The organism is Leptolyngbya sp. FACHB-8 (assembly GCF_014695575.1).
GTDB lineage: Bacteria > Cyanobacteriota > Cyanobacteriia > Elainellales > Elainellaceae > Vacuolonema.
Window position 1 is genome coordinate 59,890 of sequence record NZ_JACJOO010000062.1, and the last position, 24,730, is coordinate 84,619.

The 24,730-nt window shown below is 50.5% G+C and carries 12 protein-coding genes and 1 tRNA gene; 3 read left to right on the plus strand and 10 right to left on the minus strand.

The window, feature by feature from the left end:
- The first annotated feature begins 179 nt into the window (after nt 1-179).
- Complete coding sequence (locus tag H6F91_RS15795; protein WP_190772251.1) at nt 180-824, plus strand: hypothetical protein; 645 nt, start codon at nt 180-182, stop codon at nt 822-824.
- Nucleotides 825-916: 92 nt separating this feature from the next.
- Here the strand turns inward: H6F91_RS15795 and H6F91_RS15800 are convergent, their stop codons facing one another.
- From H6F91_RS15800 to H6F91_RS15825, 6 genes are all read right to left on the minus strand, one after another.
- Nucleotides 917-1,474 (minus strand): PepSY-associated TM helix domain-containing protein, encoded by a 558-nt coding sequence (locus H6F91_RS15800; protein ID WP_190772252.1) that lies wholly within the window; start codon nt 1,472-1,474, stop codon nt 917-919.
- 174 nt (nt 1,475-1,648) lie between these two features.
- Nucleotides 1,649-2,320 carry a Fe2+-dependent dioxygenase gene (locus tag H6F91_RS15805; RefSeq protein ID WP_190772253.1) on the minus strand — a complete coding sequence of 224 codons (672 nt, stop codon included), beginning with the start codon at nt 2,318-2,320 and terminating at the stop codon, nt 1,649-1,651.
- Between the two features lie 268 nt (nt 2,321-2,588).
- Nucleotides 2,589-2,789 carry a hypothetical protein gene (locus H6F91_RS15810; protein ID WP_190772254.1) on the minus strand — a complete coding sequence of 67 codons (201 nt, stop codon included), beginning with the start codon at nt 2,787-2,789 and terminating at the stop codon, nt 2,589-2,591.
- Between the two features lie 310 nt (nt 2,790-3,099).
- Nucleotides 3,100-4,413 (minus strand): AAA family ATPase, encoded by a 1,314-nt coding sequence (locus tag H6F91_RS15815; protein ID WP_190789399.1) that lies wholly within the window; start codon nt 4,411-4,413, stop codon nt 3,100-3,102.
- Between the two features lie 330 nt (nt 4,414-4,743).
- Nucleotides 4,744-6,027 carry a pitrilysin family protein gene (locus H6F91_RS15820; protein WP_190772256.1) on the minus strand — a complete coding sequence of 428 codons (1,284 nt, stop codon included), beginning with the start codon at nt 6,025-6,027 and terminating at the stop codon, nt 4,744-4,746.
- Between the two features lie 117 nt (nt 6,028-6,144).
- Nucleotides 6,145-7,428, minus strand: a complete 1,284-nt coding sequence (locus H6F91_RS15825; protein WP_190772257.1) for a pitrilysin family protein — start codon at nt 7,426-7,428, stop codon at nt 6,145-6,147.
- Nucleotides 7,429-7,529: 101 nt separating this feature from the next.
- Here H6F91_RS15825 and H6F91_RS15830 point away from each other — a divergent pair, with 101 nt between their 5' ends.
- Nucleotides 7,530-8,876, plus strand: a complete 1,347-nt coding sequence (locus H6F91_RS15830; RefSeq protein WP_190772258.1) for a class I SAM-dependent methyltransferase — start codon at nt 7,530-7,532, stop codon at nt 8,874-8,876.
- 429 nt (nt 8,877-9,305) lie between these two features.
- Here the strand turns inward: H6F91_RS15830 and H6F91_RS15835 are convergent, their stop codons facing one another.
- Together H6F91_RS15835 and H6F91_RS15840 are read right to left on the minus strand one after the other, a co-directional pair.
- Nucleotides 9,306-18,683: a cadherin domain-containing protein gene (locus H6F91_RS15835; protein ID WP_190772259.1), complete on the minus strand. Its 9,378-nt coding sequence runs from the start codon at nt 18,681-18,683 to the stop codon at nt 9,306-9,308.
- An 823-nt stretch (nt 18,684-19,506) separates the two neighbouring features.
- Nucleotides 19,507-19,588 (minus strand) — tRNA-Leu (locus H6F91_RS15840).
- A 530-nt stretch (nt 19,589-20,118) separates the two neighbouring features.
- Between H6F91_RS15840 and crtH the strand changes: the two genes are divergently transcribed.
- Nucleotides 20,119-21,678: a carotenoid isomerase gene (crtH, locus tag H6F91_RS15845; protein WP_190789400.1), complete on the plus strand. Its 1,560-nt coding sequence runs from the start codon at nt 20,119-20,121 to the stop codon at nt 21,676-21,678.
- A 338-nt stretch (nt 21,679-22,016) separates the two neighbouring features.
- On the opposite strand, the gene H6F91_RS15850 is transcribed toward crtH, so the two are convergent.
- Entirely contained in the window at nt 22,017-23,948 is a 1,932-nt protein-coding gene (locus tag H6F91_RS15850; protein ID WP_190772261.1) for an EAL domain-containing protein, read from the minus strand.
- A gap of 89 nt (nt 23,949-24,037) precedes the next feature.
- Nucleotides 24,038-24,715 carry a Fe-S cluster assembly protein HesB gene (locus H6F91_RS15855; protein WP_190772284.1) on the minus strand — a complete coding sequence of 226 codons (678 nt, stop codon included), beginning with the start codon at nt 24,713-24,715 and terminating at the stop codon, nt 24,038-24,040.
- Nucleotides 24,716-24,730 lie beyond the last annotated feature (15 nt).

Below are 24,730 nucleotides of genomic sequence, written 5' to 3' on the forward strand. Positions count from 1 at the left end.
GCGAGAAGCTCTCAGCAACCAAGCACAGCAACCCATGAAACAAGACCTCAAGGCTCAGGCGGTATAGAACAGGCCTTCAGGATGACTGGGCAAGCCATAGTAATGTGCAAGGATTAGGGTAGATTTGAAAGGGGCATTCTGCCCTATGTTCTAGCTGTTCATCCTGGGCTGTTTGAATTTTGGGAATTGATCTCCGCAGTTACGTTTATCTTGACCGCTTACAGGCTCAACATGCCGCTTATTTGGGCACGGTAGCGCTGGGCTTTTTGCCGCTGCCAGGGGATGCCTCTCTCTGGGTCGAAGTTTCCCCAGGAGTCGAAATTAATCACCTGATGGATAAAGCCCTAAAAGCCGCCGTCGTGCGCCCAGGGGTACTGATTATCGAGCGGCTGTATGGTGTATTGGAAGTGCATTCCAGCAGCCAGGGAGAAGTTCATGCAGCCGGCCGCGCCATTTTGCAAGAATTGGGCATGACCCCCAGCGATTGCATTAAACCCCGAATTATTTCCAGCCAGGTCATTCGTAATATTGATCCCCACCATACGCAGCTGATCAACCGAAACCGGCGGGGACAAATGATTTTATCAGGCCAAACTCTCTACATTTTGGAAGTGGAGCCTGCAGCCTATGCAGCACTAGCTGCCAATGAAGCCGAAAAAGCCGCCCTGATCAATATTCTTCAGGTTTCAGCGGTGGGTACCTTTGGGCGGCTTTACCTGGGCGGTGAAGAACGCGACATTCTGGCCGCAGTACGGGCAGTAGAGGCCACTCTAAACAGTCTGGCAGGCCGTGATATTTGGAGTCCAGGCGGTCGTGCTGAATAAGCTCAGCCTCTAGCAATACGCCCTCAGACCAGGAAGTTTATTTTTGCAAAGGCTCACGGAGCAAGGCTTTGCAAAAATAAATTGGAGTGTCCTTAACCGCCAGAGGCAGAACGCCGCTTGCGAAACACGGGGGTCATAGTGATGCCCGTAATCAGGAGCGCGACCAGCCCAACCCCCAGAACTAACACGTATAACGGCCACAAAATTGAACCCAGATAGTAACCCTGGTGTAAGCGCAGCAGGAAGCCAATATCGCGGGGGGAAAGCCCCAACCAGCTTGTGCCAATGGCGTAGGCAACACCCGTGAGGGCGCTAATGGTTAAAGGTAAAAGCCCGATGATAGAGAGGATGCGGTGTAGCCAACGATGATCTCGACGTGGTTGAGCCTTAGATGCTTTTTTGGGAAGAAGCATAGACAGACCTGTGATAATCATGCCCACTAAACCCAGCCCCATCAGCAAGACATAAACAGGCATAAGGGGTTCACCTAGGAATTCCCCCTGATGCAGCACCATAAAGATATTGGCAACATTATCGGGAATATCCAATAGGTTGCTGCCAATGCGGTAGGCGACGCCCGTTAACGCTGCCAGCAAGAGCGGGAAGAAGACCAGCGGGGCCGCTTGACGATGGAGTTTGCGGAGATTCATATAACAGAGAGGGGAAGGGAAAGGGGGAGGGCGATCGCCCGATCAGATGGACCAAGAGTAACCTAACACTCCAAACTGACCTCATACCAAATCAATGTGAAGTTGCACAGAATGAGAGTGGCGGCGGGTACCCGCCGCCACTCTCATTCTGTGCAACTTCATGTAAAAACGACCTCACGTAAAAGCCCATTTTCGCAGCAGATTTGCATGAGTCTTGCTGAGCAAATCAAACTCAACAGTCTTGCCATACTTTTCGAAGATAGAACGGCGAGCAGTATCCAAATCAAACAGCAACTCCCGATCCTGGCTATCACGAATCACACTTTGAATCCACGTGACAACGGCTAAGCGAACCCCTTGGGTCACTTCGCTGACCTGATGCAATGTGGTAGAAGGATAAACAATGGCTGAACCGGCCGACAGCTTAAAGCATTGCTCCCCCAAGCTGCTATCCAAAATCAGCTCTCCCCCTGTGTAACTATCCGGTTCACTCAAAAATATCGTCATCGATACATCTGAGCGGGTCAGAGGAGCCTCACCCATCAGAGCATTATCGGTGTGAGAACCATAGGACATGCCTGGTTCATAGCGGCTAATGAGCGCAGGACGAATGATATGGGGCCGCACAGCCGCTTGAAACAGGGCATTACGTTTAAGCGCCTGATCGACTACGTCCCGAATGGTTCGGGTTGCCTGGGCTTGCCCAGATAATTGCTGATTATTTTTAACCGTACGCGCGTATTGCCCAGCAGTCAGTTTTCCGTCTATAAATTCTGCGTCGCTGAGGGTTTGGTGGATACTGTCCAATTCATCTGTTGTCAGTAAATTGTCAATGCAAATAATCATAAACTTCGGGCATGAGAAGGTGAGGCAAGATTAACGTTACAAGAATCTGTGTACAACCTAATGGTACATAGCTACCAAAAGCGAATTGGAACTCATATTTTTAGGACTTATGCATTCTTATGGTGTGCTTTGCACACCATAAGAATGCATAAGTCCTGATTCAATGATTTTCATTAAGGCAAAAAGAGTGGGACGGCACAATGTGCGTCCCATTCTATAAAAATGCCTCGGATATAAGTTCCAGCATTTAGGTCAGGCGATCGCTACATTAGCCTTCTCCACCCTCTCCCTCTTCGCCTCCCTCACTTTCTTCTGCCTCTTCCTGTTCTGTTTCTGCATCTTGGACATTGGGAGCGGTGGGAACAACAGTATCTTCCGCTTCTTCTTCACGTTCGTTAGCACCTAAGCAGGCTGTTAGAGTGCCTACTAAACCAAGGCTAAGAAACAATGCAACAGCTTTTGACTTCACGACTTAGGCTCCCGAGAATCACAAAATATCCAGACAGATCTTAAAGAACTCCTATGAAAAGCGCATGAAGCAAGCGGTAGATGTTTGGAGAAATTTAAATCCTCAAACTCTCTAAGAATCTATAGCAATGTCCAAGTGAGTTAAGTAAAGCAACAGTGGTGTGGGGCGCTCCGTGCCCCACACCACCGTACTTAATCAACGTGCACAGTGCTAGAGAGTCATTTTCTCGTGCACGAAGCGCACGAGAAAATGACTCTCTCAGGCAGCTTTAAAGCACGCCCTAGTGCCATTCAAGCTTGCTTGATAACCCCTAAACGGCTGCTTTAGGACGTTGCACAATCAACTCCGCCACTCGTCGTCGATCGGGGCTGACACCCACCAGGCGAATGTAGTCTTGCGGATACTCAGCCATGCAGGCTTTGAGCCCAGCGATCGCCACATCCAGCGTACTCTCAAAGCTGCCGTAACATTGCCACGACCCAATGCGGAACCGTCGCTCATTCACATGCTCAATTCCGATTCGATGGTTAGTATTCAGGAGGCGTTCGAGTTCAGCGATCGCCTCTGCAGGAATAGCATCGTTGGAACCGTTGTGATCGGTAGAGGGATAATGGGCTATCGGTTTTGGGGGGCTGGCAGGAGCACTATTCCTTTCCTCAATCGGCCGCTTTTTGCCATCTACCGCCTGCTTATCTGCGACCGATCCCTGGCCGTCTGCCCGCTGCCCGCCGCCATCCATCCGAGGCTGAAGTGCAGAGTGATACTCCTCAACCAGCCGCAACTCCCGAATCCGCTCTTGCTCGCGCACCATGCGTCGACCAATTTCAATAAGATGAGGCAGGCTGAAGTCGGGCCGATGAAACTCAGTAGGTTTGCCGTCACTGTGAACGACTTTTTGGGAAATGTGTTCAAGACCAATGGTTTGAATCAGGTTACGAACCTGTTCATCGTAAAGTTGCGCTCGCAATGCACTAAAGAAATCAATTGCCTGATTCGGAAAGGTATCCACCAGGGTTTCCACCTCACCAGGGCTGAGATCCTTGTCGAAGATGCCTCCGATGATGCCAAGGCGATCGCTCCGATCCGGATCCCAGAAAAACTTCTCCATCCGCCCATCACGAACCAGGGGCGCATACAGCGTCGAAAAGTCGTTCCCCGTCAAAATAATGGGAATACGCTGCACAGGTTCGGCATCATAACTGCCAGGAAGCTGCACATTCGTAGGGTTATCCGCAATATTCATCAACGTGGCGTTCACCAGCTGAGTGTTGACCGTGTACTGCGTCTGAGAATCAACCCGACCAATCCCCGCATCCACGTCATTGATCATCAGAACCGCCATGCGACCCCGCACCTTTACCAGTTCTGCCGCTTCGCGATAGCGCAGACGGATCAGGCGCGCCGGATCACCCGCATCGGGGCTTTCCAACTCCCCCGCTGAGACATGAATGGCTTCTATACCCATGCGTTCGTATACCAACTCGCACATGAAGGTTTTGCCCTCCCCCTTGCGCCCATGCACACCCAAAATCAATGGCACTCGCACGCCAGGTAACTTCAGATAGTTTTTGGTGATATGAACGGATAGTTTTTCAAGAAAGTGAGGCGAAATATAGTAGCTCATGACGAAGGCCGTTTTTCTTTGGGATGCGGAATTTCAGACTGTTATTCCTGATACCGAAAGCCTACCGTACCGCAGATCCCTACCGCTTAGCAAGGGGCAGAAAACTGCCAAAAGGTAGATGAAATCGAGTATTCAGATTTGCACTATTTATCAAACTAATTGGGTTTGCTACACTACGTTCTGCTGAACAAGAAGATGAACTGGAATGCCGAACTATAAGCTTGGCGTTCCAGTTCTAGCTATCTGGATGGGGTGAAGGGGGGCACTTCGTGTCCCTTTCACCCCATCCACAAGTTTGTAAATATGCCCAACCTGTTAAAGATGCATGAGTTAGGCTTGGGCGATCGCCATCTCAGGACCCACTAATGAAACATAAGGCTCAACAAAGTAACGATTAGCGACCTCCTGTACATCCTCAGCAGTGACGGCCGAGAAGGCTACTTGGAATCGCTGATCGAAGTCAATTCCCGCTCCCAAAATTTCGTACCAACCATAGACTTGAGCAATCTGAGCATTGGTTTGTTTACCCAGAGCGTATTGGCCCAAATATTTGTTCTTCGCTACTTCCAGCTCCTCAGAAGTGAGGGGGTTATCACGCAGGTAGTTAATCTCGCGCTGCAAGCCTTCTAGAGCGATCGCCGCATTACTAGGGGCCGTACCAATGTAAGCGATGAACTGAGAGGTCGAAATGCGCGTCGGGAAGATCGTCGAAACGTCATAGGCCAATCCCTGCTTTTCCCGTAGCTCCACAAACAGGCGGCTGGAAAGCCCGTTACCCAGATAAGTGTTAATTAATCGCAGACTGGTATAGTCCGGATTATGGATGGATGGCGCTAGATAGCCCAGCATTACAATTGCCTGCTGTGTATCCTGAGCCGTCTTAACAACCTGGGGTTGAGGTTGAAGCTCAGGCAAACCGTCAGCCGTAGGAGCCGCTCCACCCTCAGGATTAACCCAGTCGCCAAAGGTTTGCTCTACCAGGGCGATCGCCTGCTCAGGGGTAATCCGTCCGGCAATGCTAATTACAATGTTGTCGGGGCGGAAGTAAGTTTGGTGATAGCGTTGCAGGTCACCCCGTTGCAGGGTCGTGATGCTCTCTTCCGTACCCATGGAGGAGAGTGCGTAGGGGTGGTTACGATACATCGCCTGGCGCAGTTGCTTCTGAGCCACATTGAAGGGTTGCTCCTGCATGGAACGCAATCCCTGCAAAGTGAGGCGACGCTCCAAATCAACCTCGGCCTCCGGGAAGGAGGGCGATCGCAACAACTCCGCTGCCAGAGCCAGCATTTCTGGAAAGTCGTAGGAGACCGTCTTCAGGCTCATGATGCTGTAATCAGTTGCAGAGTCAGCCCCTAGACTGGCCCCCACCGTTTCTACCCGCTCAGCAATCTCCATAGACGACAGGCGATCGGTACCCTTCGTCATTACAGCCGTCAGCAAGTGGGTGATCCCGGCTTGCTCAGGAGCCTCATAACGGGTACCCACACGCACAAAAATACGGGCGGCAATAATATCAGCGCTGGGATTTTCCATCGCCAGCACCACCAGGCCATTGTTCAGAACGGTACGATGAACCTGAAGTTGGGGGCGATCGCCAGCAAGCGGTAAAGACATGGGCCTCTCGAAGAAAAAAGAACAATCCAGACAAAAATTGCAGAAGGCAGGGAAGCCTTTACAGCCACCCTACCTAAAGCTTACCGTCGAGTTTTGAAGTCGGTATAAGCACACGCATCAATCAGGCTCACGGGTCAGCAGCACGGCCCCGTAGCGATAGGGCGAGAGATATTGGTTAGCCAAGGCCTGTAGGGTTTCCGGTTGCAGACTCATGATCCGCTCGGGATAAATCATCGACAATTCAGGCCGGGCTATGGTGCCATAGTAGCCATACAAACCTGCCAGTTGACTGGAAGTTTCCGTTGAAAAGGCAAAGTCATTACACAACTGCCGCTGAATGCGGCGAAGTTCTTCAATGGAAACCAGGGTACTGCTCAGTTGGGAGAGACGATCGCCAATCAACGCTTCTACTTGTCCTAAATACTGAGGCTCTAACCAGGCGGTAATTGTAAATAGACTAGAATCCCTTTGAAGCGAGAAGCTACTGCCAATATCCTGAACCAATTGCCGCTCTTCCCGCAGCTCCCGCACTAAGCGAGACGTGCGTCCCCCCGCCAGCAAAACTGACAACAAGTCCAAACCATAGGCATCAGAGAGTTGATCCACACCCGGGCCAACCCAACCCAACATCAAACGAGCTAACTCCAGGCGGGGCAATTCCAGATGATTACGACGAACGCCAATGAGCGGAGGCTCAGCTTCGACTATGGCTTGGGGCACCGCTTGAGGCGGTTCAAAACCAGCAAAAACCTCTTCTAGCAAAGCCAGCGTGGCATCCCGTGGAACATCTCCCACCAGTACAACCGTCAGGTTTTGAGGCTGATAGTGCGCCCGATGAAAAGCTCGCATCTCTTCAGGGAGCATGCGCAGCAGGTGATTGGGAGTACCCAGCACCGATCGCCCGTAGGGATGGGACTGAAAAACCAACTCTGAGAGCGCCTGGTAACCTAGCCAGTCGGGATCATCTTCTGCCTGGCGAATTTCCTCCAGCACCACATCGCGTTCCCGCTCAAACTCATCGTCGGGAATAGCCGCGTGGAGCAGCAGCTCTGCCAAACAGGGCAGCGTTGCAGGCAAATGAGCGGCTGTTGTATTAATAAAGAAGTGGGCGTAGTCGTGGCTGGTGGCCGCGTTCGTGACGCCGCCGTGGCTCTCAATCACATAGTCAAAATAACCGGGGGGCATCTGGTCGGTGCCCTTGAAAATCATATGCTCTAGAAAGTGAGCCATGCCAGACCAGGCATCCGGTTCGGCGATCGCCCCGGCTTTGGCCCATACATCTACCGTCACCACAGGGGATGGCGTTTGTTGAAAAATTACCGTCAGACCATTTCGCAGGGTGTAGGTTTCTGCGGGAAACGGAGTGACGTAACGACGGGTTGATAAGTCTGCGAGTGTCAAGTCCAGGTCTGGTTCTGGTTATTTTTGTAATAGTAGCGTGTTTTTGGAGTGTGAGGGGCATCCTCACAGAAAGAGCCTTTATCCCTTGGGTAGATCGACTGATGACAGCGAAGCCAACCACTCCCAACCCTTTGACCCTGGAGCAAATGCGGCAGCAGTTTGACGCGGCCCCATACCCTAGAATTCCGCCCGAAGCCACCCCCGAAGGCAAGTACAACGATCTGTTTGTCAATAACATCGTGACGCCGTTTTACTTGCGCGATCGCCGGGTTGTTGATACCCAAGGTACGCTGATTTTAGATGCTGGATGTGGAACGGGTTACAAGGCATTGGTGTTGGCGATCGCCAATCCCGGAGCCAAAATCGTTGGGATTGATCTGTCAGAAAAATCCATCGATTTAGCTAAAAAACGGTTGGAATTCCACAAATTTGAAAATGTTGAATTCCACGCCATGTCGATCTACGACATCGCCGATTTAGGTCTGAAGTTTGACTACATCAACTGCGATGAAGTGCTGTATTTACTGCCTGATCCCTTAGGCGCATTTCAGGCATTACGCCGTGTGTTGTCACCGGGTGGCATTCTTCGGGCTAATCTGCATAGCCAATTGCAGCGGTTGGTTTATTACCGTGCTCAGGAGATGTTCCGTATGTTTGGGTTGATGGATGAGGCCCCCACAGAAGAGCATCGCCAAACGGTCATTGCCACTATGAAGAACTTGAAGGTGAACGTTGACCTGCGAGCACGGGGATGGGTTTCCAGTTGTGAACAGGACAACGACGATGGGCGAGAGCAGATCTTTGCCAATTTCCTGCTGTCTGGCGATCAAGGTTTTACGATTCCTGAGCTGTTCGACATGCTGGAGCAATCCGATTTAGAATTCCTCAGCATGCTGAACTGGCGACAGTGGGATGTGCAAGAGCTGTTTCAGAATGTCGACGAGTTGCCCGGCATGATTGGTATGGCCCTGGCAATGGCTAGTCCAGCCGAGCAGTTACGCCTGTACGAATTGCTCAACCCCGTTCATCGGCTCTTTGACTTTTGGTGCTATTCCACAGACACTCCTGATCCCGATCGTCCGGTTGAAGAATGGAGCGATGAGGACTGGCAAACGGCACGAGTGCATCTGCATCCTCAATTGCGCAGCAATGACGCGAAAGGCGAATTACTAAAATCCTTAGAAAATCAACAACCGTTTGATTTCGCTCAACTAATCGATTTACCGGCCAGAAGCGCTATCCCTGTAGATGGCATAGTAGCTGCTACCCTACTAAGCCTATGGGATGGCCCCCAGCCAATCCAGGCTCTCGTACAACGCTATAAGACACTTCATCCGGTTCACCCTGTGAGTTTGGTTCCCTTAACGGATGCTGAAGCATTTCAGGCTGTGCAAAATGCGCTCACCTACCTGGAACCATTCCTGTACGTCCTTTTAGAACGCCAGTAATCGCCTGTGTTACCGCTACGCTCAATATCTATGCAGCAAACGTTCCCATATGCTGTTTATTTTTGAAAAGCCGTGCGCCGTGCGGCTTTTCAAAAACTGATTTAACCTCAGTTCGGGTTAAGGGCTTTTTCGAGTGCCGCGCGAAGCGCGGCACTCGAAAAAGCCCATTATTGCGTGCGCATCGCGCACGCAATAATGGGCGGTTCGGCTTATCCCGAGCTGACGTTGATTTATGCAGAAGATCTACTGTTATAGCGGCGTGCAAATGCGTTAAGTACAAAAACGGTGGTGTAGGGCGCTTCGCGCCCTACACCACCGTACTGAATCAACACGCAAAGCGCTATATAGGACAAAAAGAGAGGGTAGGTGCTTGATACCTGCCCTCTCTTCGTCTTAATCAGAATGGTTATGAGTCTCGTTGATAGCCCATCAAGCGGTGATAGAGATATCAGTATTGTTCATGGCAGCGGCACCCTGCAAACGAACAATGAACGTTTGAGCCGTTGCCCCATTGCCATCCGGGTCAAAGAATAGATTGCCGGTTGAACGATTGTAGATAAACCGCTGACGAGCAGTGCGGGCAGAGGTTCCGAAGGTAAGTTGTGCGGTAGGCAGCTGGCCTACACGCAACGTATTCGTCACCGAAGCCGGAATCAAGGTTTGTAGCGTCCGCAGCGATATCTGCATGACATCCTTGGCCGAGTTGAAATCTTGAATAACATCACCTCGTGAGTTTGTTACTGCGGAGAGTATAAAGCGATCGCTACCCCCACCGCCATTCAGCACATCTCGGCCAATTCCTCCAGTTAATTGGTCATTGCCGGTGCCACCTAACAAAGTGTCAACGCCACGACCACCCACCAGTATGTCATTTCCCCCACGACCGTCCAGGCGGTTAACAGAGGCATTTCCAGTAATACGGTTGGTTACTGCATTGCCAAAACCATTCCGGGCTGAGCCGAGCAAAATTAGGTTTTCCTGGTTCGGGATTAGGCTGTAATTCACACTCGACTGAATTTGGTCGGTTCCCTCATTCACTGTCTCGACCACCACATCCAGCAGGCTGTCCACGATATAGACGTCGTTGCCAGCCCCGCCCCCGAGGGTGTCATTGCCAGCGCCACCATTCAACGTGTCGTTGTCGGCTCCGCCCCTGAGGGTGTCATTTCCAATGCCGCCATCCAACGTGTCGTTGCCAACTTCACCGCTAAGGGTGTCGTTGCCAGCGCCACCATTCAACGTGTCGTTGCCGGCTCCGCCCCCGAGGGTGTCATCCCCAGTGCCGCCATCCAACGTGTCGTTACTAGCTTCACCACCAAGGGTGTCATTCCCGGCTCCACCATCCAACGTGTCACTGCCAGCTCCGCCCGTCAGATCATCATCCCCACCTAAACCGCTGAGGCTAGCGCTACCCTCACCACCAACAAACACATCATTGCGAACATTACTACCGAGCATCTGGGAGGTTCCCTGGAAGCCCGTTAAATCAAAGTTCTCAAAGTTGAAAATCTGGGTTTCAGGATCGATGCCTGTTACCTGGTTAGTCGCCAATCCAACATTCACCGCCAGGCTACCCGTCCCGCTGGAGATATGTAGCGTATCAACACCTTCTCCACCATCCAGGCGATCGTCCTGTTGCAAGTTTTCTAGCGTCGAGGTCACCAGGTCGTCACCGGCCAACGCCGTCAACAGATCCGTACGAGCTGTAGTGATGAGCGAGGGATCATCTCCAGCCGTTCCCTGAATAGGATTCGTCAAGGAGGGAATTAGCTGCGTGGTAACCGACGTATTGGTATTTACCCCGTCATCCAACACAAACACCAGCGTGCGTGGGTCATCGCCAGGAACACTAATGGTGTTGTTGTAGGTAACCGTCTTGAGAACTTTCAGGTAGTCTGCCAAAGAGGCATTACCCGTTAATGTGAGTGCCCCTGTTGCTTCATAGGTAGCCCGAATATTCGTACCGCTCACATCAACCATCAGTACTTCATCTGGCGTGTTAAGCGGATTGGAGATCGCAACCAGAGCTGAAACTAAATTGGTACTATCACTGTCCGTCAAGGTTGCAGCATCAGACACCACTCGCACGGGTATTCCAGGGGTGAAGGGAGCCGTATAGTTGACTCCGGTTTCAGCACCATTCAGATCCAGCACGGGAGCATTGGCATTACCAGCATTGTCTTGGCGATCGAGTACCGTGATGGTAAAAGTGTTGTCAATGCTATTGCCCTGGAGATCCGTCGCCCTCACCTGGACACTGTAGTTTGCCTTAGTTTCAAAATCAGGTGACGCAATAATGCGCAACTGATTACCCACAATTTGGAAGGCTGAGTTGTCATTCCCTTGCCCATCTACCAGGGTGTAGGTAATCGACTCACCTGGGTCTGGGTCAGCCGCCACGAGCGTACCAACAACACTGCCAGCGGGTACGTTCTCGGCAATGCTGGTGCTGCTTAAGGTGAGGTTGGTGGGTGCACTCGTTTCCTGGCGATCGAGCACCGTAATGGTAAATAGCTCTTCCCGGCTCAAGTTCCCACTATCCGTTGTGCGGATACGGATGGTGTAGGAGTTCTTGGTTTCGTAGTCGGGAATGGTAGTGATCTGAAGCGTGTTGTTGACAATGGCAAAACTCGCCGTATCCAATCCGGGCTCGTCTACCAGGGTGTAGGTAAAGGTATCACCTGTGTCGAGGTCGCTGGTAATCAGGGTGCCAACCGTGCTACCAGCAGGGGAGTTTTCGGCGATCGCCGTCGACGTCAGATTAATATCTGTCGGAGTTCGATTTTCGGGTAGGTCATTGACCGAGATGATGAAATCTTCGTCGTAGGTCAGCCCGTTTGGATCTTGTACCCGCACCTTGATGCGGTACAGAGATTTGGTTTCATAGTCTGGGCGAACCGCCATCTGCAGTTCATTCCCCACAATGCTGAAGGCACTAGTGTCATAGCCCGCAGCATTCACCAGGCTAAACGTGAATCCATTATTGCCATCGGGGTCAGTGGCACTCAAAGTACCGACCACAGCACCAGGATTGACATTCTCATCAATGCGATTTGCACTTAAGGCAATATCGTTAGGAGGCAAGCCCTCAGATAAGTTATTCACAGTTATCGTCACCACTTCATCGTACGTGTTGTTACCTTGATCCGTAGCGCGCAGGCGAATACTATAGCTCGACCTGGTTTCGAAGTCAGGCGAGGCATTGATCCGCAATCGGTTGCCGACAATCGTAAACGCACCATTATTTGCGTCCCCATCTCCCGGCACTAACGAAAAAGTGAGGCTGTCGTTGGGTTCAGCATCAACACCTCTAAGGGTTGCAACTTCAGTACCTGCGACAACATTCTCATTGACCGCAGTACTACTTAAGATGATGTCCGTTGGAGCCAACTCATAAACAATATCCGTGACGTTGATGGTTAACGTCTTATCAAAAAAGTTCCCGCCCTGATCGGTCGCGCGTAAGGTGATATTGTAGCTAGATTTTGCTTCAAAGTTGGGAGAGGCATTAATCTTCAACTGCGTTCCGGTCAGGGTAAATGCACCATTGTCACCAACACTAGTTAGCAAGCTAAAGGTGAGACTGTCTCCTGCATTCGTTTCTGGATCGTCTCCCGAAACTGTGCCAACGACGGTACCGGGAGGGACATTCTCCAATACAGATGTAGGCGTCAGGGCAATATTCGTTGGAGCCAACTCATACGCAACGTTGGTGACGTTAATAGTAAACGTCTCCTCATAAGTGTTATTGCCCCGATCGGTTGCTCTCAGGCGAATACTATAGCTGGGTCTTGTTTCAAAGTCAGCAGAACCCTTGAGAACAAGCTGGTTGTTAACAATGTTGAAATCTCCATTGTTCAAATCGCCAGGTACGAGACTAAAAGTCAGAGTATCCCCCGTATCCGGATCGACACCCGTAATCGTCCCAATAACGGCATTCGCACCAGCATTTTCAGCAACCGTTGTCGAGCTCAAGAGAATATCCGTTGGTAGCCGATCAAACGGATTATCGGTAACCGAGATGGTGAATTCCTTATCAAAGGTATTCGAGCCTATATCCGTAGCTCGTAGGAGGATACGATAGCTTGACTTCATCTCAAAATCAGCAGAGGCATTGATAACCAGCTGATTATTGACGATGCTAAAGTCTCTGTTATCGAAAGAACCAGACACCAAACTGAATGTTAGAGAATCACCAGGTTCAGGGTCGGTACCGGTAATCGTTCCAACTACGGCATTTGCACCTGCATTCTCAGCAATCGTCGTAGAACTGAGGGAAATTCCGGTTGGTGAAACATCAAACAAGTTATTCACCGTTACGGTGAAGTCTTGGTCGTAGGTGTTGCCGCCCCTATCCGTTGCTCGCACCCGAATACTATACGTGGGCTTTGTTTCAAAGTTAGGAGACTCAGCAATCTGAAGGTTGCCATTTGTCAGCGTAAAGGCGGCATTGTCCCCAAAGTTAGTCACCAGGCTATAGGTCAGGATGTCTCCGGGTTCGGGGTCCGTGCCTTCTACGGTACCCACCGAGCTACCTATGGGTTGGTTTTCTGTGATGCTTGTGCCAACCAATCTCAGCTCTGTAGGACGCAGATCGAACAAGTTATTCACCTGAATGGTGAATTCCTTATCAAACGTGTTATTGCCCGCATCGGCTACCCGCAGGAGAATCCTGTAGCTGCTTCTCGTCTCAAAGTCCGGAGAGGCATTAATTTGCAGTTTATTACCGACAACGGTAAAGGATGCATTATCCAAAGAATTGGGTACGAGACTGAAGGTGAAGCTATCCCCTACATCGGGGTCAACAGCACCGAGGGTGGCGATCGCCGTATTCGCTCCCACGTTCTCATTCACCGTTGTTGAGTCTAGGGTGATGTCAGTGGGGCTTTGCTCAGAGAGGCGATCGTTGACGGCAATGGTAAATACCTGATCATAGATATTTCCCCCTCGATCCGTTGCCCGCAGGTTGATGGTGTAACTCGTCTTGTTTTCATAGTCTGGCGAAACCAGAATTTGCAATTGGTTGCCTACCACTGCAAAGCTGGCATTATCATTGGTACCGCCCGATGGGAGACTGAAGGTCAAGGCGTCGCCCTTTGCCAACTCTGGGTCAAGGCCTGTAATCGTTCCAACTACCGTATTGATGGGCGCATTCTCATTCACGGTAGTCCCACTCAGCGTAATGCTGGTCGGAGCATCCTCAAACAGGTCATTCACCGAGATGGTGAAGTTCTGTTCGTAGGTGTTGTTTCCTGCATCCGTTACTTTCAAACGGATGTTGTAGCTCGGCTTTACTTCAAAGTCGGGGCGAGTCGTGATGACAAGCTGATTTCCGTTGACGCTGAAAAAGGCATTGTCACCCGTGTTGTCTGCCAGACTGTAGGTCAGCGTATCTCCCGCTGTTGTTTCAGGATCCGTTCCCGTAATGGTAGCGACGGGCGTGTTTACTGCCACATTCTCATCCACACGGGTTTTATCGAGAGACAGTCCCGTCGGTGCAACCTCAAACTGCACATCGGTAACATTGATGGTGAAATCTTCCGTGTAGGTGTTGTTCCCCCGATCCGTCGCCACAATACGAATGCTGTAACTAGACTTCGACTCGTAGTTGGGAGAACCAACAATTTTGAGTTCCCCGTTCACTAGAGTAAAGGCAGCGTTATCCCCAAATTCGGGGGCCAGAGTAAAGGTGAGGGCATCTCCTCCATCCCCAACTTCCACATCCGTTCCTGTCACGGTAGCAACTGTCGACCCTGCTACTACATTCTCGACAACACTGGTTCTATCTAGCTGAATATCCGTCGGTGCCAGCTCGAACGGCGTATTGATGACGTTGATGGTGAACGTTTGGGTAAGGGTATTGCCCCCCAAATCTGTTGCCAGAATGTTGACGCTGTAGCTGGACTTCGCCTCGAAGTCAGGCGATGCAATCAGGTGAAGTTCTCCATTCACCAGAGTGAAGAGGTCGTTATCAGCCACTCCTGACTGCAAGCTAAAGGTCAGGCGATCGCCCTTAGCCGTTTCCGGATCAGCACCCGTTACAGCACCAATCAATGTATTAGGAGCCGCGTTCTCATTCACCGTATTCCCGCTCAGCGTAATGCTGGTCGGAGCATCCTCAAACAGATCATTCACCGAGATGGTGAAGTTCTGTTCGTAGGTGTTGTTTCCTGCATCCGTTACTTTCAAACGGATGTTGTAGCTCGGCTTCGCTTCAAAGTCGGGGCGACTCGTGATGATAAGCTGATTCCCGTTGACGCTGAAAAAGGCGTTGTCACCCGTGTTGTCTGCCAGACTGTAGGTCAGCGTATCTCCCGCTGTTGTTTCAGGATCCGTTCCTGTAATAGTAGCGACCGGTGTATTCGCTGCTACATTCTCATCCACACGGGTTTTATCGAGAGACAGTCCCGTCGGTGCAACCTCAAACTGCACATCGGTGACATTGATGGTGAAATCTTCCGTGTAGGTGTTGTTCCCCCGATCCGTCGCCACAATACGAATGCTGTAGCTGGACTTCGACTCGTAGTTGGGAGAACTAACAATTTTGAGTTCCCCGTTCACTAGAGTAAAGGCAGCGTTATCCCCAAATTCGGGGGCCAGGGTAAAGGTGAGGGCATCTCCTCCATCCCCAACTTCCACATCCGTTCCTGTCACGGTAGCAACTGTCGACCCTGCTACTACATTCTCGACAACACTGGTTCTATCTAGCTGAATATCCGTCGGTGCCAGCTCGAACGGCGTATTGATGACGTTGATGGTGAACGTTTGGGTAAGGGTATTGCCTCCCAGATCCGTTGCCAGAATGTTGACGCTGTAGCTGGACTTCACCTCGAAGTCAGGCGATGCAATCAGGTGAAGTTCTCCATTCACCAGAGTGAAGAGGTCGTTATCAGCCACTCCTGACTGCAAGCTAAAGGTCAGGCGATCGCCCTTAGCCGTTTCCGGATCAGCACCCGTTACAGCACCAATCAATGTATTAGGAGCCGCGTTCTCATTCACCGTATTCCCACTCAGCGTAATGCTGGTTGGAGCCTCTTCAAATAGGTCGGTTACCGAAATCGTGAAATCTTTGTCATACGTGTTGCTCGCCGCGTCTGTAACCCGTAATCGGATGCTATAGCTCGGCCTCACTTCGAAATCCGGTGAATCGTTAATTCGAAGTTTATCGTTGAGGATATTGAATAATGTATTATCACCAAAGTCAGGCGCGAGGCTGTAGGTCAGGCTCTCTCCCGCATCCGGGTCAAAGCCAGTGATAGTTGCGACAACCGTATTAGCCGGAACGTTCTCGTTGACATTGGTTGTGTCGAGACGCAGATCCGTAGGGCGAGACTCAAACGGAACGTCTGTAACGTTAATCGTCAATTCCTGTTCGGAGCTATTGTTACCTCGATCCGTCGCCTGTACAAGAATGCGATAGCTACTTTTAGTCTCGTAGTCAGGAGATGCAACAATCTTCAACTGGCCATTGACCAACGTAAAGGCGGAATTATCCAAAGCCCCATCTACCAGAGTAAAGGTGATGGAATCGCCATTCGCCGTCTCTGGGTCGGTTGCCGTTATGGTTCCTACAGCAGTACCAGCAGCAACATTCTCCACAACCGTCGAGGGGTCTAGATTAATTGCTGTTGGAGCGATCTCAAACGGAACATCAACAACACTGATGGTGAAATCTTCGGTATAGGTTTTCCCACCCTGGTCCGTTGCTAGCACTCGAATGCTATAGCTCTGTTTATCCTCAAAATTGGGAGAGGTATTAATTTTGAGTTGCCCATCCGAGAGAGTAAAGGCTGCATTATCCCCAAACTCGGGCACCAAACTGAAAGTGAGAACATCACCCAAGGCTGTTTCAGGGTCAGAACCTGTCACATTCGCCACTAGTGTACCAACTGTGACATTCTCATTGACGCTCAGAGAATCTAGATTGATGTCCGTTGGCGGCAGTTCAAATCGATCATTGACATCAATAACAACGGCTTCTTCATAAATATTGCCGCCCTGGTCTATGACTTGTAAACGAATTTTGTAACTGGATTTCGCTTCAAAGTCAGGTGATGTGCGAATTCTTAACTCATTATTGACGATTTGAAATGCTGCGTTGTCATCACTATCAACGCCTGGAACCAGGGAGAAAGTGAAGGAATCGCCGGGCTCTGAATCTTCCGCACCCAGGAGGGCAACCACCGTGTTACCAGGTACATTCTCATCCACAGTGAGGCTTGACAGCGTAATATCTGTGGGAGCAACTTCAAATGGCGAGTTGACAACACGAATTTCAAAAATCTCGTCGTAGGTATCGATCCCATCCGTTACCTGAACTTTGACTTTGTAGAAAGGCTTAAACTCAAAATTCGGTGTTTCTGTCAGCCTGAGTTCATTTCCGACAATTGTGAATGCCTCTGCATCAAGGCCAAGTCCACTGATCAGGGTGAAACTCAAGCCATCAGCGGTAGTATTGGGATCTTTTGCGCTTAGCGTACCAACCACAGTACCAACCGCAACGTTTTCATTCACAGCCGGCAGCCCCTGAATCAGGGCAACGGGCGCCAAATCAATATCAGTAGGAGCGTTGGCAGATGCTCGACCAAAACGCTGACCATAAACCCCATAGCTTAGGCTAGGATTGCTATCTTGTAGCGAGGACCAGACCACAACAAAATCTGATTCTGCGTCAATGGCTACCGATGGGTATTCTTGATTATTAAATGTGTAAGTATTGGCTCGGATTTCAGGTCCTTGAGCGGTCCCAAATTCGTTGTAGCGACGCACAACAACGGCCGTACCATTCGCGTCGCCTTCCTGTGATGTACCGGACCAGGAAATAACAAAGGAATCTCCATCCCGTTCATAGGAAACGGTTGGGTAGTTTTGATCTCCAATAACGGTATCGTTGGCTCGCTGATCCGTTGCATCGAGGGCATTACCACTACTATCAAATCGACGGTAATAGATACCATTTGCATTAGTATCTTGATTTGCGCTGGCCCAAGCTACAACAAAGTTGCCGTCTTGATCCATCGAAACACTTGGATTTCGCTGGTTGCTGTTGGTTTCAACATTAATTCTGAACTCATCCCCCACCGGGGCACCTGAAGCATCAAACCGTTGGCCATAAACTCCGTCACCGGAATCATCCTGGCCACTACTAGTCCAAACCACGACATAATTGCCGTTCTGAGCCATAGCAACACTGGAAAGTTGCTGATTGCCATCGGTCGTGGTGTTGAGAATGGTGTTAGTCCCAACCTGGGTGCCGTTGGTTGCTTCAAAACGGGCCGCATAAATATCGTTGCCACTTCCCCCACCGGTCCATGTGATGACAAAATCGCCATCGGCATCCATAGCTACGCTGGGTTGATCTTCGTTGAAAGTTGTTGTGGCTACTTGGATCTCCGTACCTAGAGGAACACCTGTTCGGCTGAACCGCTGAGCATAAATCCCGTAACTCTCAGGCCCAGCAATAGCAGTATTATTGTCATCCTGAAAGCTTCTCCAAACGACGACAAAATCGCCGTTATCATCCATTGCAACAGATGCCAGCCGTTGATCATTCGCAGTTGTCGTGTTAACCCGAATTTCCCCAGGAGCGTCAGGGAGAGGATTGCCTGCACTGTCAAACAGGCGAACATAGATACCATTTGCATCACCATCCTGACCGTTACTCGTCCAAGCGACAACGTAATTGCCAGAGCGATCGCTCGCGATCGCCCTTGGTGTATAAGAAGGTATTGCCCCAGGATTGGTTCGCTGGCTACGGGCGGTGGTAATGTTAACCTGAAATTCGCTGCCTTGAGGGTTACCAGACATGGGAGGTTCTCGCTAGTCGTTGAATGGGCGGGATAGAGAAGAGTCAGTCGGCGAATCCAAAATCTGGTGGCTAAGGTGGAGCCAGCCCGAAAGGATGGAGATTGTCTGTGCTGTGCTTCAAGGCGAGAGGATTATCCCTAAAGGCATGACTGCCGACACAGCATAACCCAGAGAAAAAGACAGGAATCACACAAATGCAGTGCCTCTTCATCTGGAGGTAAGTTGCTTGCAGGTCGTAGGCGCCAACGTAAATACCTGCGATGGGGCGGAGCAGGCCAAAATCTTTATTTATTTGCCTGGAGGTCCGGCTTCCAGACTTCTGAACAACCAATCGATTGGAGGGCATCGTTTCAAATGTGGAACTCCAACCTAAACGCAGCTGAAGCACACTACCCATCCAACTAAAAATTGGGCCAGGAAACACCGGGCCAGACATAGGTAAAATCGCTACTCGGGAGTGGTTGCTCAAGGATGCATCCCCACTGTCTATAAAACAGCCCGTTGCTGGGCTGAGGACCATCAAAGTAATCTGAAAACAACCAAAATTGGTTTCGCGAGTTTTCAGAGGCCAAGGGCCACCTCAACAACCGACCAGAACAACTCTATACGTTCTGAAAACTGTCGGCCAAGAGCTCAAGAATGGACCATCTCGTCAGTGAGCCTACCCACAATACGAACAAAACTTATCAGTAATTATGCGGAGTATTATTAGCCGAGGTTTCTAGCAACATCCCAGCTAACAGAACGGTAAGCAGCAAGAAGTGGCTAACTTTACATAGACAAAGCCTGTGCAAAACTAGCCACTTCTGTTTGTTTTAACTGATGCGGATGGAGGGACTTGAACCCACACTTCTTACGAAACTAGAACCTAAATCTAGCGCGTCTACCAATTCCGCCACATCCGCAGGCCACTCGGTTAACCATAATAGCAGAGGTGATTCACCCTCACCAGCATTTTCTCAAATTCTATTGGCAATTCTCATTCAACATGTTGAAAAATGCTGACGAAACTGGGAAGGGGGGAGAGCGATCGCCCAAACAAATGAGAATTAGTCTCAATAGTATTGACATAGATTTTCAACAAGGCCTATGATTCTACTCAAGTGTTCTCCTCTCAAGGATCGGCAGATGGAGTTGGCCTCTGGGCTAACTCCATTTTTCTTACTTTCCTCAGTACAGAACAAAAATTTGACCCCTCTCAAAACCAGATTTTGTCTTGTCCTGAGAGAGTTGACACGCAGTAACACGCTAGTAGTGTTCTAGACGTATGTGGTGAGAGGGGCACTTTGTACCCCTCTCACCACATACCATCCACATGGCTGAAACCTGACCAGGTGTCCATACAATCGGGGTTTTCAGAAAACGGATAAGGTATTGTTACCTGCACTCCGATACACTAAATAATGAGATTTCTTACAGGCTTTCCACGAATCGAATGACGGCTTCCTCCACACGTGCTTTTTCTAGCCCGGATGCATCATCCGCCTCGCGTTTCCCCTCAGGCTCCGAGTTTGATGTCATTGTCGTCGGCTCAGGTATCGGTGGCTTGGTAACAGCTACCCAGCTAGCTGCTAAGGGAGCTCAGGTATTGGTTTTGGAGCGTTACTTAATTCCCGGTGGCAGTGCCGGTTATTTTGAGCGCCAGGGCTACCGATTTGATGTAGGAGCCTCGATGATTTTTGGGTTTGGCACCCAAGGCACTACTAACCTGTTAACCCGTGCTTTAGATGCCGTTAACGTTTCCATCGAAACGATTCCAGACCCAGTGCAAATTCATTACCACCTTCCTGGAGACTTGGACTTAAAAGTCCATCGGGACTATGAGAATTTCTTGCAAGAGTTAATTTCCCACTTTCCCCATGAAGCCCAGGGTATTCGTCAGTTCTACGATGAGTGCTGGGCCGTTTTCAACTGCTTAAATGTGATGGATCTGCTATCCCTGGAAGAACCTCGCTACCTGACACGGGTATTTTTCCAGCATCCCTTCGCCTGTTTAGGGTTGGTGAAATACTTACCCCAGAATGTAGGGGATATTGCCCGTCGCTACATTACAGACCCGGATCTTCTGCGGTTTATTGACATGGAGTGCTACTGCTGGTCAGTAGTTCCTGCCGATCGCACTCCCATGATTAATGCTGGGATGGTGTTTAGCGATCGCCACTATGGCGGCATCAACTACCCCAAGGGCGGCGTCGGCCAGATTGCCCAAAAGCTCGTGGAGGGATTGGAAAAGGCAGGCAGCCATATTCAATACCGCTCACGGGTAGTAGAAATTGTGATGGAGGGCGATCGCGCAGTCGGTGTGCGGCTGGCCTCTGGAGAGGAGTACCGCGCCAAGCGGGTTGCCTCTAATGCAACCCGTTGGGACACGTTTGAGGGATTGCTACCCAAAGGCAAGCGCCCTGCCACTGAAACCCGATGGCAACAGCGCTACCAAAAATCTCCCAGTTTCTTCAGCCTCCATATGGGGGTACGCGCTGATGCCTTACCCCCCAGCACCGAATGTCACCACATTCTTCTGGACGATTGGGAACAGCTAGAAGCCCCTCATAGTACCGTTTTTGTTTCTATTCCCACGCTCCTCGACCCTGATTTGGCTCCACCGGGCCACCATATCCTCCATGTATTTACCCCCAGTTGGATGGAAGATTGGCAGGGGCTTGATACCCAGGAATATCGTCAGAAAAAAGAAGACCTGGCGGACCAGTTGGTGCAACGCCTGGAGCGGATTTTCCCTGGAGTCGGGGCAGGGCTGGATTATCAGGAAGCGGGTACCCCCCGCACCCACCGTCGTTTCCTGGGCCGCATTGATGGCACTTACGGTCCTATTCCAAGTCGTAAGTTGCTGGGCCTGTTAGGCATGCCCTTCAACCGCACAGCCGTACCTGGGCTTTACTGCGTGGGAGACAGCACATTTCCTGGCCAGGGGCTTAATGCTGTAGCCTTTTCTGGCTTTGCCTGCGCTCACCGGATCGCCGTGGACTTAGGGTTTTAAGCCCGCCATAGCACCCCCAAGCAATTTGTAGAGTGGTTTTGAAAGATGGGCTATCCTTACCCCATTTCTTAAAGACCATCTAGAAGTCCTATATCCATTCAGCCTGATTAACCTCAGTTCGGGATAAGCTGAAGTGCTCATTTTGGCGTGCGCAAAGCGCACGCCAAAATGAGCGTTTTCGAGTGCCGCGCGTTGCGCGGCACTCGAAAACGCCCTTAACCCGACCTCAGGTTGATTAGGGCACTTTTTTGAAAAGCCATGCAGTGCGCGGCTTTTCAAAAAAGTGTCTGGTTGAACGCGTAGGGCTATAGCTAGAACACTCCCACAAAACCAACACTTCAAGCGGAACAGATGCGAGGTTTCAAGCGAGAAGCTTCCCGAACCAGCATTTTTTCTGCCAGGTGAACTGGAACTGGTTTAGAAAACAAAAATCCCTGACCAAATTCACAACCAAGGCTACGGAGCTGATTGATTTGCTGCAATGTCTCAACTCCCTCGGCCGTTACCTGAATGTTCAGGGCATGGGAAAGGGAAATGATACTTCGGACAATCTCCAGCACCTCGTGCCGCGTTGTCATAGCGCGCACAAAGGATTGATCAATCTTCAGCGTGTCTAAAGGGAACAAATGCAGGTAGCTGAGGGATGAATAGCCCGTACCAAAGTCGTCAATACTGAGCCTAAGTTGACGAGATTTTAATGCTTCTAGCACCTGAGCTACCCGATTACCCATCTTCATAATGGCTGTTTCTGTAAGCTCCAGCTTTAAACGGTGAGGGGTAACCTGAGTTTCCAACAGAATTTGGTCAACTTGTTCAAGAAAGTTGGGATGGAAGAGCTGAGCCACAGAAATGTTGATACTCAGGGTGAATTCCGCAAGCTCTGGAAACTGTCGTTGCCATTGCCTCAACTGCTGGCAAGCTTGACGTAAAATCCAGAACCCAAGAGGCATAATAAACCCTGTCTCTTCCGCTAAAGAAATGAATTCAGCAGGAGGCACAGAACCCCAGTTTGGATGCTCCCAACGAACTAGAGCTTCAAAGCCGATAATGTGGTGATTGGATAGGGAGACGATAGGCTGGTAATGCAGCGAAAACTCCTGCCGTTCTAGAGCAAGACGCAATTCTCCATCTAAGGCAAGCCGACGAAAAGCGGCCTCTTGCATAGCAGGCTGAAAGATGACGTAGTTACTGTATCCCTGGCGTTTGGCCTCGTGCATAGCAGAATCAGCCGCTTGCAGCATAGTCTCTGTACTACCTGTCATATGAGTGCTAAGCAAGATGCCAATGTTGGCATTTACAAAAATTTCTCGCTCCTCCAGGTGAAACGGCTGAGCAATTTCTGCCAGCACCTTTTCTGCGAAGTAGATGGCTTCGTTAAAGTGCTCCAGGGATTCCAGCAAGATGATGAATTCACTGAGGCTGCCAGTCCGTGCGAGGATGGCGGCTTCTGGTAGAATTTGCTGCAACCGATAGGCGATCGCCACCACCAAATCATCTGCAAAATCGGCTCCCAAAATGTACTTGATGTCTTCAATACGACTGACATCTAAATACAACAGAGCAAACAGGGGAGCATGACTGCGGTGGGGTGATGGCATTAACGCCTGCAACCGACGCAGCAGCAACGCTCGTCTCGGAAGTCCGGTCAGTGCATCATAAAAAGCCGGCCGGCGCAGTCGATCCTCGACCTCTTTCTTTTCGGTGACATCCTGAGCGATCCCAATCAAGCCACGAATTTGCCCAGTTCGAGTGCACCAGGGCAGCTTGGTTGATGCAATTAGGGGTTGCTGTAAAGCCGGGTGAACGGGTTCTACAAAATCACACGCAACCCCCATGTGGATTACCTGCTGATCCGTTAGCTGATGATGAGCAGCGATTTCTGCTCCAAACAACTCCTCATCTGTTTTTCCTAGAATTGCCTCTGGAGCGTGTTGAAGGAGTTGAGCAGCCTGAGCATTGACGAGCACGTAGCGGCCTTGAAGGTTTTTGATGTAGATGGCATCTTTTGTACTTTCAATAACCGCTTGTAGGAGGTCATTACGATTAGTAATCGCCCGCTTTTGACGCGCTATTAGAAAACAGAGAAAACTTGCGTTAAACAGAACAAAGCCACAGCTTTGTAAGAAATCGCAGACGAGAAACCAGATTTCCTGCGTGAAGGACTGCTTCACGAGAAAGCTAGATGCAGGAAACCACAGACCTGTAACGAGGATATAAGTTGCAATGAGTGGACTGATGCGAAACCAACGGGAAACACAAGGGGAAGCCATGATTGGCTGAAATATCTGTTAGCTATAGCATTAGCATAGATTTTCCTTACACGAGCTACAGCCCTGAGAACACGGATAGGCGATAGTGCTTACCGTGAAGATTGTGTGAGTCGGCTTTGCCCGTAGGGACAGAGATCTAACACTGCACAGCGCTGACAGGCTGGGTTGCGATAGTAGCAACATTTTTGGCCGTGAAGCATGAGCACTTCATGGTTGTCGTAGACTTGCTGGCCGTCCCAATCGGGTGGCAATTGGGCGAACAATAGAACGTGGGAGGGGCCAACAGCAATATGGGAGGGAATCAGAGCTAGTCGTTGGGCGACCCGATGATGGTGGCTGTCTACAGGTAGAGCAGGGCGCTGCAAGGTGCTAAAGCAGAGTACGGCTGCGCTGGTTTTGGGCCCAACCCCTGGGAGTTCTTCCAGCCAGGCTCGCGCGGCAGGCACCGACAAATCCTCTAGAAAATCCAGGGAAAGCTCTCCTCGTCGCTCCGTAATTTTCTGAAGCACTTGCTTTAATCGAGGAGCCTTTTGCTCCGGCCACGTACAGGGGGCGATCGCGGCCTGAATTGCCGCCACATCCCCATCCCGCACCGCTTCCCAGGTCTCGAATTGCTGACGCAGTTGGCGAAATGCCTGCCCGGACGATCGATTCGTTGTGCGATGGGAAAGCAGGGCTGAAACCAGCTCGCTTAATGGATCTGAATCATGATGAAAGTAGGGGATAGGGCAACCATAAACCTGGCAGAGGCGGTCATGAATCAACATTGCCTTCTGGTGAAG

Coding starts and splice junctions, on each gene's coding strand:
- H6F91_RS15800 (WP_190772252.1), bottom strand. CDS start 1,474: ATGAATCTCCGCAAACTCCATCGTCAAGCGGCCCCGCTGGTCTTCTTC.
- H6F91_RS15835 (WP_190772259.1), bottom strand. CDS start 18,683: ATGTCTGGTAACCCTCAAGGCAGCGAATTTCAGGTTAACATTACCACC.
- H6F91_RS15805 (WP_190772253.1), bottom strand. CDS start 2,320: ATGATTATTTGCATTGACAATTTACTGACAACAGATGAATTGGACAGT.
- H6F91_RS15820 (WP_190772256.1), bottom strand. CDS start 6,027: ATGTCTTTACCGCTTGCTGGCGATCGCCCCCAACTTCAGGTTCATCGT.
- H6F91_RS15855 (WP_190772284.1), bottom strand. CDS start 24,715: ATGTTGATTCATGACCGCCTCTGCCAGGTTTATGGTTGCCCTATCCCC.
- H6F91_RS15850 (WP_190772261.1), bottom strand. CDS start 23,948: ATGGCTTCCCCTTGTGTTTCCCGTTGGTTTCGCATCAGTCCACTCATT.
- H6F91_RS15830 (WP_190772258.1), top strand. CDS start 7,530: ATGACAGCGAAGCCAACCACTCCCAACCCTTTGACCCTGGAGCAAATG.
- H6F91_RS15815 (WP_190789399.1), bottom strand. CDS start 4,413: ATGAGCTACTATATTTCGCCTCACTTTCTTGAAAAACTATCCGTTCAT.
- crtH (WP_190789400.1), top strand. CDS start 20,119: ATGACGGCTTCCTCCACACGTGCTTTTTCTAGCCCGGATGCATCATCC.